This is a genomic window from Pontibacillus chungwhensis (assembly GCF_030166655.1).
Taxonomy (GTDB): domain Bacteria; phylum Bacillota; class Bacilli; order Bacillales; family BH030062; genus Pontibacillus.
In genome coordinates, this window is the sequence record NZ_CP126446.1 from 2,570,065 (window position 1) to 2,583,328 (window position 13,264).

Consider the following 13,264-nt stretch of genomic DNA (forward strand, 5'->3'; position numbering starts at 1 on the left):
GACGGTTTTTATTAGGCTATAAGGGAGTGAATAATATCAACAATAATTAAGAGTTTCATTTCCATAAATTTCTGTTATAATAAAACAAAAAACGACCGGTCGTTTTTAAAAAGGAGTGTTTTACCTTATGCCAAGAATCTCTATGGAACAAAAAGAAGAAAACAAAAAGAAAATCGCTGAAAAATCATTAGAGGCTTTTAAAGATCATGGGTATCACGGGACATCAATGAATATCATTTCATCTTATACAGGGTTAAGTAAGGGCGGGGTCTATGCATACTTTTACAGTAAAGAAGACCTTTTTATTTTCATTCTCGAATATATCCTTAACCAAAAACCATACTACTTAAGTCAAGTGAACCATGAGCAAAGTGCATACAGCCAACTTTTAGAACAGTGGAAAAGCATCATTTTCTCATGGGAAAAGCTAGACTATGTATCCACTAAACTTACGTTTGAGTTTTGGCTTGAATCGAGTAAAAAACCTGAATACAGAGAAAAATTACTAGAAAGTTATTCGGTAACAGAACAATATTTCACGGACATTATTGACCTTGGCAAACGGAATAATGAGTTTGACCCTCAAGTTGACTCTAATACGATGGCACAAATTTTCTGGTCCTATGTGGATGGACAAGTGCAGTTTTGGGTTGCGAGGAATTACCAGCCAACGCTTGGAGAATTAAATCGGCTATATAATCAATTGAAACTATTAGTAAAGGGGATGAGGGCTCATGATTAAGAATGCTGCTTTTGTTCAGTTATTAAAGATCTCTAACTTCAGAAGCTTTTGGTTCCTCCAAGTTTTCACCTTACTTGCTATGCAATTTTACTTTATATCCTTATCTTGGATTACATTAGACGTAACAGATTCCACAATGATTTTAGGTGGATTATTAACGATTACTGCTGTCCCCCGCTTAATATTAGTTCCTTTAGGTGGTGTTTTGTTCGATCGCATAAGTCCTAAAAAATTACTCATTACAAACATCTCCATATTAGTGGGAAGTACAACCATCTTTACGATCCTTTTGTTCTTTTTACCTATACATACATGGATGCTAGTATTATTTTCTATATTCTTCGGTATATCATCAGCCCTGTTTCTCCCTACTTCTTTTGCATTAATTCCTAAACTAGTACCCAACGATTACTTACAACCAGCGAACTCTTTTTCCCAATTAAGCATGCAATTGTCGAATACTTTTGGCCCCGCTTTAGCCGGTACGCTCATTTCAGCTTTTGGGGTCCCAACTGTGTATGCGACTATGACACTATTTTTTAGTATAAGTTTATTGTGTAGTTTTCTCTTAACTAATCTCTCTCCCCAGAAGAACGATGAAAACACTCTTCATGATTCAAAGTTAAGTCTAATAAATCTGACCAAAGATGTCGTAGATGGCTTTAAAATTATAAACAAAAACAAATTGTTACTCATGCTTGTCGTTATTTCTGCTCTATTAAATTTAAGCATAATAGGACCTCAGCAAATAGGCTTACCGTATATTGCTAAACAAATTCCAGATGGAGGCGCGGAACACCTTGGCTTCTTAATGTCTTCTCTAGGATTAGGAACATTAATAGGAGTATTTATTATAGGGTTTTTCAAGGATTTGAAATCAAAAGGGATTTCGACGATGGTAATCGCAATATTCCTAGGAGTTTTCTGGTCGTTTGTAGGCTTTACTCCAGAATATTTATACATCACTTCCCTCTTCTTATTCTTAAGTGGAATATGTGTGGGCATGCTTAACGTCCTATCCGTTACGTTAATACAAGTCCACGCTCCTCCCCAAGCACTTGGAAGAGTCATGAGTCTCCAACTTTTAGGTTCAACAGGGATTCAACCTATTACGTTTCTTGCGGTAGGTTGGCTGTTAGGGATCATATCACCCGCTCTTTTATTTCTTTACTGCGGAATAATTCTTGTAGCAACAGCAGGGATCAGTTTAATGTTTAGAGAGATTCGTAATCCTTCTAGTGAAAATACGATGGTAAACGAGGTTGAGGTAAATGAAGATGTAACTATCATTACTGTTTTAAATGAACTTGAAGACATTAAAGATAATGTGGATAATTCTGCCTACGACCAAAAAGTTGCTGCGGCAATCAAGACATGCCAGGAAACCGTAGCCAGCTCTTATTTTGGGAAAGAGTATGATTGGAAACAACACATTAAGTGCTAAAGATTTAATGTATATATTAAGAGATGAATCATCTCATAAAGAAAACGCTTGGAAAACCAAGCGTTTTTCTTGTCTCTATCATTTAAGCAACCTAAATCTCTCACATACAACAGGGATTTGATCATGAAATACTTGATCGATTTCTTCTAATTCCTTCCTGAAAAACCGCTCATGCTCCTTACGCCAAAACTCCAAACTTCGGTCACCTTCCCCTTCTAAATAAGCGTGTTCTGCCGTTACTTCATTAAAAGGAACAATCTTAACAGAAGTCGTTTCAACAATCGCTACAGCTCTTCCATCTCCATCAAGAATGATATTGTGAAGACCAACATAGGGTAACGGTTCAGATTCTTCATAAGCCATATAATTTGAAGCTGTTGCTGTCTTGGTACCCTTTACGACCAATTCAGCTAGTTCATCTGCCATCTCCTTTGAGTCGCCAAATGCCCAGGCCTCATAGCTCTCTGGTGCTTCTGGGTTGTCCTTCTTATAACGATCCCATATTTCTTTCATGGAATCCTGACTCATAATGATCTACCTCTTTCTCTCTATTTTTATGGTTGGAACGATTCAACTTCCCAACCATTCCTCATACTTCTCTTCTATCGTGCTTTCTAGCGTTTGTTTTTCTTGCTGCAACTCCATCAGTACCTCAACGTCCTCTGAAGCCGCCATCTTTTCTGTTAAAGCGGTCAGTTCGTTCTCTAATGATTCAATGATGCTTTCAAAATCAGTAGTTGCATTCGCCTTCTTTTCCTGAGTCCTCCTTGGCTTCTTTTGTTTCTTATCCATTTCCTTTCCGAACCTCTTCTCCTCGTGCTTCACACGCGCCTCATCGAAAGATCGATGGAACCTGTACAACTTCCCTTCCTCCAGAAATGCACATTCATCAAAACAACGATTGAGGAAATAGCGGTCATGCGAAACAGCAAGCACTGTTCCATTAAAATGGTGGAGCGCATCTTCTAACACTTCTTGTGATTCAATATCCAGGTGATTGGTCGGCTCATCCAATACCAGCAGGTTCACCCCCTGATGCATGAAAATGGCGAGCTTTACACGCATTTGTTCTCCTCCGCTGAGCTGTCCGATCTTCCTGAACACGGCATACCCAAAGAACATAAAGCCTGCTAAGATATGACGAGCCTGCCCCTCTGCAACAGATATTTGATCCCTGAAGTAATCAATCATACGCAAGTTCCCATCCACTTCCTTTAGTGGATGCTGGGGTAAATAACCAAGGCGAATTCCACTCCCGACTTTGACACTTCCATGGTCTGGAGTCTCTTGTTCCATCAGTAATCGGAGAAGCGTCGTCTTGCCGCTTCCGTTTCGCCCAACAATCGCAACACGTTCCTGATAACGGAGGTGAAGACTAACTCCTGCTAACACATGTCGGTCCACGTACTGCTTCCGTACCGCGTCAGCAACTAGCACATCATTCCCGCTTCGTTCATTCGCCTCGAGACTTAATCCCATGCGCTTCCCATCGAGTAAAGGTTTCTCTTTCTTCTCCATCTTCTCCAATGCCTTCTCCATGCTTTTGGCTTTACGAAATAACTTCTCACTAGGGGGATTGGCTTCATTCGCCCACTGACGCAAACGCTTAATCCCCTCTTTCATCTTCTTAATCTTCTTTTGCTGTTCTTGGTAAGCCTTAAACTCTGCTAACAGATACTCTTCTTTCTGATTCACAAATGAGGAGAAGTTTCCTTCATATTGAAGCAGTTCCCCTTGCTCCAAATCCATAATTCTCGTAACCGTATGATCTAGAAAGGTTCGATCGTGTGAGATGATCCAAATCGCCCCTTTGTATTCCTGAATATAACCTTCTAGCCACTCGATTGCTTCAAGATCCAAATGGTTTGTCGGCTCATCCAAAAGAAGGACGTCAGGTTGTTGCAATAAGAGGCGGGCTAACCCAACCTTTGTTTGTTCGCCCCCGCTTAAGCTTTCAAAAGAAGCATCTAAGAACCCATCTAGTCCAAGCCCATGAGTGACTCTCTCAATTGTGGACTGAAGCTCATATCCTCCCAAGCGAGCGTATTGTTCTTGGAGGATACCATATTGTTCCATGACTTTCTCCAATTGTTCTGGATGCTTCATCATTTCCTCAAGTTCAACCATCCTTTTCTCTAAAGCGAGTAACTCCGTAAAGCTATCTTTCAAATACTCCTGTACCGTGCCATCCTTAAAACCTGGCACTTGTTCCAAATAACCAATTGTAGCCTGCTTCTTAACAAAGCGCTCTCCACCATCTGGCTGATCGATTCCGGAAATCAGTTTAAAGAGCGTTGATTTCCCTGTTCCATTACGCCCAACAAGGCCTACTTTATCTCCTTCATGAATTTCAAAGTCTATCCCTTCAAATAATAGATCTCCACTTACAATCTTCTTGATATCTTTCATTGTTACGAACATAATGATTTCCTCCGATTATTTATAATAGAAAATAAAAAACCCCTTGAGAGTGGTTTCTCAAGGGGGATGCACATACTTCATCTATACAAAAGAAACCACACTCCTCGTGTGGTTTCTCAATCCGACTATAGGTTGAATGAAGTTATACCCACACGCAGTGCTCATATTCTGTTACTAAAAAAGGACATACGTGTCCCGTCAGCAACAAAACCATGAGTTTGCGCACGATGGATATATAATAATTGACAATCAATCGTGCTCATTAAAGCGTGTACCATATCTTCATTCACCTCCTCACATTAATTATCATAATGTTAGCACACTTATCTTTAGCAATCAATTCCCTGTTTTCACTCATAGTGAGAAAGGATTTCTTTAGCATGGGACGTAAGGTGATCGATTAACGCTTGAGGCTTCACGACCTTCGCATCCTTCCCTAACCGAAAGAAGAAAGGAGCTTGGAACAATAGCTCTTCTATAGGCCCTTCCATCTCAAGTATCCAAGTTTCTTCATCTACTTTTTTAACATGATTTTGAAAAACAGCATTCCCGCTACACTGTCTAGCTCCTTCTCTTGATAGAAAGACGCGCAATGTTGTTTGATTATATTGAGGCGTGTAAGCGAAGAAATCCTTTAAATCCATATTCCGCTCCCTATCTACACTAACTGATTCGATAGAAAGGATCCGGTCCGCACGAAGCAGAATGATCTTTTCTTTCTCATAGGAGAAAGAAGGTACATACCAAAGGCCATCTTGCGCAAAAATCCCAAGCGGAAACACCTCATACGTTTTATCTCGCCCTTTTGATTGATAGTCAATCCGGATCCGCTCCTTCTTAATACTACAGTCGAGAATGTCTTCAAGAAAGGGTGTTTCTACATTACGGTTGGGGGAATAAAAGCGTACGTGGTTCTCGATCGAATCAACTTTTGCCTTCGCATCAGCAGTCAGATGGTTATACAGTTTATGTAAAGAATTCTTAACCTCTGCTCGGAATGGAAGGGAACTAAAATGAGACAAGGACTGAAAAGCAAAGAATAGCGAGACAGATTCCGCTTTCGTAAAAAGAACTGGTGACGCCCAATTATGATCAAGAATCCGGTATCCTCCTCCTCTTCCCTGTTCAGAATAAAGAGGAAGCCCCATGACACTCAAATCATCCATATAACGCTTCACAGTTCGAGATGAGAGATCAAATTCATCTGCTACCTCTTGGACCGTGAAGATTCTTTTCTTATTGATATACATCATAATCTCGAATAAACGAGAGGTTTTAGACATGTTGCCACTCCTTTTCTTCAAATAGGACAAAATCTGTCACCATTTCTTGCTATAGTATGTCTTGTAAGCAATCAGACTTTACATGAGAAAGGATGAAAAATCAATGTCACGAAACGTCATATTATATATCGCAACGAGCTTAGACGGCTATATTGCTGACAAGAACGGTGATGTCGATTGGCTGCATCAGTTTGAAGGAGGCAGTGATTTCGGCTATTACGACTTTTACGAGACCATCGATACCACTGTGATGGGCCGGAAAACTTATGAGCATGTCTTAGAATTAGTAGATGAATTTCCATATAAGGACAAGACTAACTATGTTTTCTCCAAAACCCAACACGAGGGGAATGCACACGTTCAGCTTACCAAAGAATCTCCAGAAACGTTCATAAGAGAATTAAAACAACAAATAGGTAAAGATATTTGGATTGTAGGAGGGGCCTCCCTCTTAAAAGAATTCATAGCTAAAGATTTAATTGACGAATTTAAAATCTTTACTATGCCGATCCTTCTCGGTGAAGGAATTCCGCTTTTTGAAGCACCACTTGAGGAAAAGAAATTCTCATTAAGAGAGGTGAAACAACACGATGATGTCGTTGAGTTAATCTATCATAGATAACTATAGAGCGTAGTGGTTTTACACTACGCCTTCTTATTTGGGAACCTTTTTGTTCGCTTAAAGCAAACTCTAAGTGAAGGAATTTCAGCAGAACAAAATCTGATACAAACAAAAGCACAGAGAATAAATCATCCTCTGCGCTTTCAAACTTTTAGTCGTTCTTTACTAAAGGAGCTATCACATCAACACGGTTGGTCCACACATAACCATCATAATCATCAGGAATTCGTTTAAGGTCTTCCTGATCATCGAATCCTTCTGACCATTTACCTTCTCCAGCAACCAGGATCACCCTTGTATTCACAGCTTCCATCCGATCCTGAAACTTATTCGGGAAACCCCATAGCCACGGAGCTACGTTTTCAGGGATGTGAATTTGAGTATCTTTACAGGCAGCAGGGATATACCCAGTCCAGCCCACTCCCATATATGATATTAAACAGCTTTTCAACGTCTCCATAGACATGACCCGTATCCCGGGTAGTTCTTCTTGAAGAGCTTGAATCGGCTTATCCCCTCCATAGGCGGATAGCTGATCCACGTTCACATCAGATAGATCTGACAAATACTCTGCTAGCTTTTCCCCTTCCTCCTGGTCATTACTCTTTATATTAATAAGAAAGGGCTTATTTGGGAAATGAGTGAGAACTTCTTGAAGGGTAGGCATTAGTCCCACCCCTTCTCCCCGCAATGGATAGGTTTCTCCTCCATCAGCCGTATATCCGTAGCCTACATCTAATGTTTTCAATTCTTTCATTGTATGTTCCCTTGTAACCCCTGTCCCATCTGTTCTGCAATCGAGCGTCCAATCATGAAACACTGCAAACTCACCATCTCTGGTAGGATGAACATCTAACTCAACAATGTCAGCGCCATGCTTGAAAGCAGCTTCCATGGAAGGAATCGTATTCCCTATGTAAGGATGTTCTGGTTCAAAAATTCGCTTAGCTGTACATGTTTCTCCTGTAATCCCGTCCATTGGATAGGTTTGAGACATCCCAACATGAGCGAGAAGCTTCGGAGTGGAATTGTCACCCTTATGAAACCAATTGCTGTTGTTCACAAACATAAATAAAATCAATAATAAAAATAAAAGGCCTATTCTCTTCATCACTTTTTTCAATTTCATTTCTTCCTCCATATTCTAATTATGTGCCGGAGTATGATAAACTCACAATTAGAATAATGAATCCACACGCTTCAAACAATGGATAGTCAATGATAATTCAATGATAAACCTCGGATTATAAATGCTTTTACAGGAGTTTGTTATGAACACATTAGCCTCAATCATGATTGAAAATGGGCTACCTTTTGAAAAAGGGACCCTTTTCACATTAAACCAAACGAATACGATTGTAGGGAGAGAAGTACACGATTGGAAGCCTGATCTATCCATACCAAATATCTATGTATCTCGGAGACATCTAGCTATCTTCCTTAAAGATGGACGATTCTATGTAAAGGATTTAGGTAGCAAGCATGGGACACTACTTAATAATGAACCCCTTACACCTAACAAGGAATATGAATTACAAGATACAGATCAGATTTCGATTGCCAATCATCATATCCAAATGATCTTCCTATCTTCAAGCATGGATCAAACCGCTGATTTAGGACCAAACATACCTATAATGCACACAGATCAACCTTATGTACTTGAATCGATTAACCAGGAGCTACATATCGATAATCAAATTCTCGCCTTCTCTGAGAAAGAATTTATCTGCTTAGAACTCCTTCTAATGAAAGAAGATCAGTTTGTAGATCTCTCAGACATCAAGGAAAAAGTGTGGCCTGAAAGGATTTATGAGGACCAACCAGCCCCGGATGTAAGCAATGAAGAGATTAATGCCTTGATTTATAGAATTCGCAAAAAAACGAAAGATCTAATGACGATTACCAACATAAGAGGGAAAGGATTTGTGTTAACTTTCCTGCCTTAAGGCAAGGAATCAAGGAGGTGTCTTTTACACCTTCTCCTATTCCTACTCAACCATAAACACGATCTCTTAAACAAATCTGTACATCAAAATGTCATCAACATATTGCCCTTCTTCAAGCTTGATCTCTCTTACTTTCCTCCCCTCTTCAACGAACCCAAGACGTTGATATAAACGTATGGCATTTTCGTTTGAAGAGAAGACTCCAAGACTCACCTTTTCTATTACCGGATGGTCTTTAGCCCACTCCATTAAATGCTCAAGGAGTTGTCTCCCAATCCCCATTCCACGGGAAGCTTCTTGAACCATCATCCCAAACGTCCCTGTGTGAGCAAGTCTCGCTCTAGAAGGAGATTGAAAGACAATCCACCCAATGATTTTCTCGTCGATCTCTGCAACCAACAAATGTTTCCGCTCATGTTCAATTAATTCACTCACCCAATTATGGTGATGTTCACTTGTTTTCTTTAGTTCTTCGGTAATCGTAATAAGGTAAGGACCTTCACTTGCCACATCTTGTTGGATCTCCCACATCACAGGAGCATCTTCTATTTTCCCCTCTCGTATATTCACGTGCATCACTGGTAGACCTCCTTCTTTGCTACGATCACAGCTTCTACGAAATTCCTCTTTTTTCCTTTATTTTGTGTAAAAAAACGCAATTCTCAAGGAATTACGTTTTTCCATTGTGATGCAATCCATTCACGAACGTTTGAACCAGGTAGCTCCTAGTTTCCTCAAGATCAACACTCCGTTTAAAACCTTCACTCTTATTTAGATCCACTAAGCCGTGAAGGAGACTTCTTAATCCTCTTATTGCATGGATGGTTTCTTGTTCTGAGAGGTTATATGGTGCTACGTATTTCTGTAATAATTCAACAAGTGGCTCCTCACCCTGCTGAAGGGACCTTTCTTTTAGATCGGGTGCAATTAGAGATGCTTCATAGATTCCTGAAAAACGAGAGGCAAATTTAACGTAGCGCTTCGCCATTTCCTGAATACGGTCTCCCGACTCCCCTTCTCCATCTACCGCTTCCTTCAAGTCGTTATAAAGCATCTCCTGAGCTTCTAGAGCCATAGCTTGCTTGATTTCGTGTAAATTCTTGAAGTGATTGTAAAGGGAAGGTGGTTTAATGGAGAATGATCTGGCGAGGTTAGCCATTGTCACATTACTCAAGTCCTCTTCTTCAGCTAATTCTAATGCTCTCTCAATGATTCGCTCCTTAGTTAACCCTGGTCTTGCTGCCATTTCTATTTCCCCTTCTCTAATGACCGTTTAGCTTGTTGGATTGCTTTTTCAATAGCGTTAGATGGGTCTTTGATTGAATTACCATGCCCAACTCCGAGATAAGCAGGTTGATAGGATAAGAGCTTTACAGCTGTATGAAGGGCAACCTCTTTATCCCACGTGGCCAGGGCGGGAAAAGGAAAGGTCAAACGAAGATCTCCGGCAACAGCTAACCCCCCGCGAGTTTGAAAAGCATCCCCTGCGATCAAACTGTTTGATCGCTTATCAAGGTAAGCCATTTGTCCAGGAGTATGTCCTGGTGCATCGATAGCCACTAATGACCCCACTTCATCTCCATCAGAAAGTAATCGATCTGGACGGGTGCGCACATTCTTTGGTACGCCTCCTTTAATTGGATTCGCCCCTTCCCCGTCCTCTAATGTTAAATCTCCTTCTAAGATCTTCGATTCCCTTCTTGGAATCAGGACCTCAATTCCTTGAAGATCACCAACGATCCCATCAAGTGCGCCAATGTGGTCACTATGAACATGCGTTAATAAAATCCGCTGTATGGGTTTACCTATGTCTTTAGCTGCTTGTATAATCGCTTTTTTATTTAAAGAAAGCGCTGCGTCGATAAGCACAAGGTGGTCTTCTTCCTCAACAAGATAGCAGTTCACAGGAAAAAAATTCGGCATATAGGTTAACTGATAGATATTTTGATCCTTTCTAATTCTCATTCAATCACTCCTAACTAATGGTATTAGTTTTATTATAACTAATACCATTAGTTTTTCAATATTTTCCTTTTAATTTAAGGCATGAATGATGCAATATAACGTTTTGTTAGCTTTAGTTGAGAGGAAGGTGAATAGACCTTCTTATTCGAAAAAAGCAAACCCGGTATAAACCCATACTCCATTAACTGCAACATCCCCACCATCATGGAGATCCACCTTAATTTGATTATGTTCTCCTCTAAAAACGATGCTTCCAACAGGTTCAGGGAGACTCCAGTTATCAGTGGATTCCCTCTTGCTTCTATTCACTTTATGAATGATTTGATTGATGAAACGGGGATCTTTTGTTTTATATTTGTTCTTCATCGAGATAGACGGATAGGCTTTGAAAGTCCCCTTCTATTAGGGGTTCCTTTAACCCGTGACTGAGTATTATTACCACTATCAATAAGCCAGCAGATAGTGTGAGGAACGTCTTCTTACGCATAGGAGATCCACCTTTATGTGAGAATTAGCAATACATCCAAAAAAAGATTAGTTTTATCATAACTAATCTTTACATTATTTGTATACTGACAAAGAAACGTTTTGATAGAAGTGCTCTAGTCATGACCAATTAACTTAACACTCAGATCTTTGATTTTTATATCTTTAAGATATAATATAAATATATCTTGAAGATATAAAATTAGAGGAGGATGTCATGTACGAACTATTTGTTTTAGGAGAACTAATGGATAAGCCGATGCACGGCTATGTCCTACAACATGTATTAGATAAAGTTGTCGGGCCAAACAGGAAGATCAGTTGGGGAATTCTCTATCCACTCATACAGAAGCTGAGTAATCAAGGGTTCATAGAACAGACAGTCCAAGATGACGGAGGTAGAGGTCGCCCGAAAAAAATCCTTAGTCTAACAGAATCTGGCCGCAAACGGTTCTACGAATTGATAGAAGAACCGCTCCCCTACGACCAAACGACTGATGACTTATTTGATATCAAATTAAGCAATTTCCATCATATTTCTGGACAAGTTCAAGTCGGTATTCTAGAACAATACAAGGATTACTTGCATCATTTACAAATTCACTATCAAGATAATGAAGATCGTGTGAATGTTGAACCAGATATCTCTCCAAAAGAAAGAGGGAGCATCCATAAAGTATTGGATCGAAGAAAAAACAACGTACAGATTCAACTAAACTGGATAAAACAACAATTGGACATCATTAAAGGAGGTTATCAAAATGAATGAAACACAAGCTTCACTCTCCCCAAAAAGATGGTTCGCTTTGGCAGCCGTTTGCTTCGGGCTATTTATGGCATTGCTCGATGTCACAATTGTCAACGTAGCGTTACCAACCATACAAGAAGAGTTCGAGACCGGGTTCAGTGATCTAGAGTGGGTATTAAACGCATACACCTTAATCTTTGCTGTAGCATTGATTACCGTTGCCCGATTAGGCGACCTTTTCGGCCGTAAAAAGTTTTTTATGATTGGATTAATCGTATTTAGTATTGGCTCACTACTTTGCGCGCTAGCACCAAGTATCTTATTTTTGAATATTTCAAGAGGAATTCAGGGACTCGGGGCTTCAGCTATGATGTCCTTATCTATGGCCATTATCTCCACTACCTTCTTTGGGAAAGAACGTGGCATTGCCTTTGGTGTATGGGGGAGTGTTAGTGGACTCGCTACTGCAATTGGCCCGTTAGTTGGTGGAGTACTAGTAGAAAAGATCAATTGGGAATCTATCTTTTACATAAATATTCCCATTGGAATTATTGCTCTTTTCATGGCATTCTTCTATATAAAAGAAACTAAAGACGAAGAAACAGCTAAAACGATAGATTTTTGGGGGCTGCTTCTCATCACATCTGCCGTCTTTTGCTTAGTGTATGGATTAATCGAAGTCAACCAGCCTGACCTTGGATGGAGTTCACCTGAGATTTTAGCCCTTCTAGCTGGTTCTTTAATTAGCTTCATTGTCTTCATCTTAGTAGAGCTAAGATTGAAAGTACCGATGGTTAACCCTCGTATTTTTAAAAATTTGAGCTACTCAGGAGCTTGCATTGCAGCCTTTTCTTTGAGTGCTGGTGTTTATGCCCTCTTTTTCTATTTAACTCTATTATTACAGAACTATTATGGTTACACGGCTCTTGAAACAGGGATACGTTTCATTACGATTAGTGGGTTTGCGCTATTCCTTGGACCGATTTCTGGAATGCTAACCAATAAAGTAGGAACTAAACCTTTAATTAGTGGAGCTTTAGCCATTCTTTCTATTGCTGTTTTCATGATGACCGTCGTTTCTAGTGAATCAGAAACGTGGGCTGCATTAATTCCAGCATTCCTCATGGCTGGCATCGGTAATGGAATTGTGAATCCGCCAATTTCCACAACGGCGGTAGACACGGTACCAAACCGCATTGTCGGAATGGCTTCAGGTGTCAATAACGTTTCAAGGCAAATTGGAATTGCTTTTGGAACAGCATTTCTCGGCGCTATCTTATCTAATCAATATGTGAATAAAATTGAAACCAACATTAATGCCTTAAGTGAAATACCGGAAGAAGCAAAGCAGGACATCATAGACGGAGTTTCTTCTGCTGGTCCTATCGCTGGAAGTCAAGGATTACAGGGAGCTGGATCAGAAGCTTACCAAAACATGCCGGGGTTCTCTAAGATTCAAACAATCGCAGAAACCGCTTTTGTGAATAGCTTAGATCAGGTGTTTATCACCTCAGGAGTGATTCTTGCTCTTGGAGCCATTCTTAGTTTTGTATTTATTCGCAGGAAAGACTTTTCTCATAATGAAGAATAAAAAAATTCCCCCT

Annotated in this window: 15 protein-coding genes; 6 read left to right on the top strand and 9 right to left on the bottom strand. The window is 40.0% G+C overall.

Annotated elements, in window-relative coordinates; all coding sequences use genetic code 11:
- Positions 1-142: 142 nt before the first annotated feature.
- Both QNI29_RS13360 and QNI29_RS13365 read left to right on the top strand, forming a co-directional pair.
- Positions 143-742, top strand: a complete 600-nt coding sequence (locus QNI29_RS13360; protein WP_231417002.1) for a TetR/AcrR family transcriptional regulator — start codon at positions 143-145, stop codon at positions 740-742.
- Positions 735-2,186: an MFS transporter gene (locus QNI29_RS13365; protein ID WP_231417003.1), complete on the top strand. Its 1,452-nt coding sequence runs from the start codon at positions 735-737 to the stop codon at positions 2,184-2,186. Before QNI29_RS13360 ends, QNI29_RS13365 begins: the two co-directional genes overlap by 8 nt.
- Positions 2,187-2,264: 78 nt before the next feature.
- On the opposite strand, the gene QNI29_RS13370 is transcribed toward QNI29_RS13365, so the two are convergent.
- The 4 genes from QNI29_RS13370 to QNI29_RS13380 all read right to left on the bottom strand — a co-directional run bounded on the left by QNI29_RS13370 (position 2,265) and on the right by QNI29_RS13380 (position 5,890).
- Entirely contained in the window at positions 2,265-2,714 is a 450-nt protein-coding gene (locus QNI29_RS13370) for an ASCH domain-containing protein (RefSeq protein WP_231417004.1), read from the bottom strand.
- Positions 2,715-2,756: 42 nt separating this feature from the next.
- Positions 2,757-4,607: a ribosomal protection-like ABC-F family protein gene (abc-f, locus tag QNI29_RS13375; RefSeq protein WP_231417005.1), complete on the bottom strand. Its 1,851-nt coding sequence runs from the start codon at positions 4,605-4,607 to the stop codon at positions 2,757-2,759.
- Between the two features lie 161 nt (positions 4,608-4,768).
- Positions 4,769-4,885, bottom strand: coding sequence for an RAxF-45 family protein (locus QNI29_RS21145; RefSeq protein WP_354665907.1), 117 nt, complete (start codon positions 4,883-4,885; stop codon positions 4,769-4,771).
- 72 nt (positions 4,886-4,957) lie between these two features.
- The gene (locus QNI29_RS13380) at positions 4,958-5,890 is read right to left on the bottom strand and encodes a helix-turn-helix transcriptional regulator (RefSeq protein ID WP_231417006.1); all 933 of its coding nucleotides are present in this window, start codon (positions 5,888-5,890) and stop codon (positions 4,958-4,960) included.
- A gap of 103 nt (positions 5,891-5,993) precedes the next feature.
- On the opposite strand from QNI29_RS13380, the gene QNI29_RS13385 reads away from it, so the two are divergent.
- On the top strand, positions 5,994-6,512 hold the full coding sequence (locus QNI29_RS13385; protein ID WP_231417007.1) for a dihydrofolate reductase family protein: 519 nt from the start codon (positions 5,994-5,996) through the stop codon (positions 6,510-6,512).
- 151 nt (positions 6,513-6,663) lie between these two features.
- Here the strand turns inward: QNI29_RS13385 and QNI29_RS13390 are convergent, their stop codons facing one another.
- On the bottom strand, positions 6,664-7,641 hold the full coding sequence (locus QNI29_RS13390; RefSeq protein ID WP_231417008.1) for a glycerophosphodiester phosphodiesterase family protein: 978 nt from the start codon (positions 7,639-7,641) through the stop codon (positions 6,664-6,666).
- A gap of 142 nt (positions 7,642-7,783) precedes the next feature.
- Between QNI29_RS13390 and QNI29_RS13395 the strand changes: the two genes are divergently transcribed.
- Positions 7,784-8,461, top strand: coding sequence for an FHA domain-containing protein (locus QNI29_RS13395; protein WP_231417009.1), 678 nt, complete (start codon positions 7,784-7,786; stop codon positions 8,459-8,461).
- A 66-nt stretch (positions 8,462-8,527) separates the two neighbouring features.
- On the opposite strand, the gene QNI29_RS13400 is transcribed toward QNI29_RS13395, so the two are convergent.
- The 4 genes from QNI29_RS13400 to QNI29_RS13415 form a co-directional block, all read right to left on the bottom strand.
- Positions 8,528-9,037, bottom strand: coding sequence for a GNAT family N-acetyltransferase (locus QNI29_RS13400; protein WP_231417588.1), 510 nt, complete (start codon positions 9,035-9,037; stop codon positions 8,528-8,530).
- Between the two features lie 94 nt (positions 9,038-9,131).
- Entirely contained in the window at positions 9,132-9,707 is a 576-nt protein-coding gene (locus QNI29_RS13405; protein ID WP_231417010.1) for a TetR/AcrR family transcriptional regulator, read from the bottom strand.
- 2 nt (positions 9,708-9,709) lie between these two features.
- Entirely contained in the window at positions 9,710-10,426 is a 717-nt protein-coding gene (locus QNI29_RS13410; RefSeq protein ID WP_231417011.1) for an MBL fold metallo-hydrolase, read from the bottom strand.
- A gap of 141 nt (positions 10,427-10,567) precedes the next feature.
- The gene (locus tag QNI29_RS13415; protein ID WP_231417012.1) at positions 10,568-10,792 is read right to left on the bottom strand and encodes a hypothetical protein; all 225 of its coding nucleotides are present in this window, start codon (positions 10,790-10,792) and stop codon (positions 10,568-10,570) included.
- 337 nt (positions 10,793-11,129) lie between these two features.
- On the opposite strand from QNI29_RS13415, the gene QNI29_RS13420 reads away from it, so the two are divergent.
- Positions 11,130-11,681 carry a PadR family transcriptional regulator gene (locus tag QNI29_RS13420; RefSeq protein ID WP_231417013.1) on the top strand — a complete coding sequence of 184 codons (552 nt, stop codon included), beginning with the start codon at positions 11,130-11,132 and terminating at the stop codon, positions 11,679-11,681.
- Positions 11,674-13,251, top strand: coding sequence for an MFS transporter (locus QNI29_RS13425; protein ID WP_231417014.1), 1,578 nt, complete (start codon positions 11,674-11,676; stop codon positions 13,249-13,251). The genes QNI29_RS13420 and QNI29_RS13425 overlap by 8 nt, the downstream gene beginning before the upstream one ends.
- The last annotated feature ends 13 nt before the right edge of the window (positions 13,252-13,264 follow it).

Excerpts from the sequence above, each read along its gene's own strand:
- QNI29_RS13420 (WP_231417013.1), top strand. The coding sequence starts at position 11,130 with ATGTACGAACTATTTGTTTTAGGAGAACTAATGGATAAGCCGATGCAC.
- QNI29_RS13400 (WP_231417588.1), bottom strand. The coding sequence starts at position 9,037 with ATGCACGTGAATATACGAGAGGGGAAAATAGAAGATGCTCCTGTGATG.
- QNI29_RS13415 (WP_231417012.1), bottom strand. The coding sequence starts at position 10,792 with ATGAAGAACAAATATAAAACAAAAGATCCCCGTTTCATCAATCAAATC.
- QNI29_RS13395 (WP_231417009.1), top strand. The coding sequence starts at position 7,784 with ATGAACACATTAGCCTCAATCATGATTGAAAATGGGCTACCTTTTGAA.
- QNI29_RS13360 (WP_231417002.1), top strand. The coding sequence starts at position 143 with ATGGAACAAAAAGAAGAAAACAAAAAGAAAATCGCTGAAAAATCATTA.
- abc-f (WP_231417005.1), bottom strand. The coding sequence starts at position 4,607 with ATGTTCGTAACAATGAAAGATATCAAGAAGATTGTAAGTGGAGATCTA.
- QNI29_RS13380 (WP_231417006.1), bottom strand. The coding sequence starts at position 5,890 with ATGTCTAAAACCTCTCGTTTATTCGAGATTATGATGTATATCAATAAG.
- QNI29_RS13390 (WP_231417008.1), bottom strand. The coding sequence starts at position 7,641 with ATGAAATTGAAAAAAGTGATGAAGAGAATAGGCCTTTTATTTTTATTA.
- QNI29_RS13425 (WP_231417014.1), top strand. The coding sequence starts at position 11,674 with ATGAATGAAACACAAGCTTCACTCTCCCCAAAAAGATGGTTCGCTTTG.
- QNI29_RS13405 (WP_231417010.1), bottom strand. The coding sequence starts at position 9,707 with ATGGCAGCAAGACCAGGGTTAACTAAGGAGCGAATCATTGAGAGAGCA.
- QNI29_RS13385 (WP_231417007.1), top strand. The coding sequence starts at position 5,994 with ATGTCACGAAACGTCATATTATATATCGCAACGAGCTTAGACGGCTAT.
- QNI29_RS13370 (WP_231417004.1), bottom strand. The coding sequence starts at position 2,714 with ATGAGTCAGGATTCCATGAAAGAAATATGGGATCGTTATAAGAAGGAC.
- QNI29_RS13365 (WP_231417003.1), top strand. The coding sequence starts at position 735 with ATGATTAAGAATGCTGCTTTTGTTCAGTTATTAAAGATCTCTAACTTC.
- QNI29_RS13410 (WP_231417011.1), bottom strand. The coding sequence starts at position 10,426 with ATGAGAATTAGAAAGGATCAAAATATCTATCAGTTAACCTATATGCCG.
- QNI29_RS21145 (WP_354665907.1), bottom strand. The coding sequence starts at position 4,885 with ATGGTACACGCTTTAATGAGCACGATTGATTGTCAATTATTATATATC.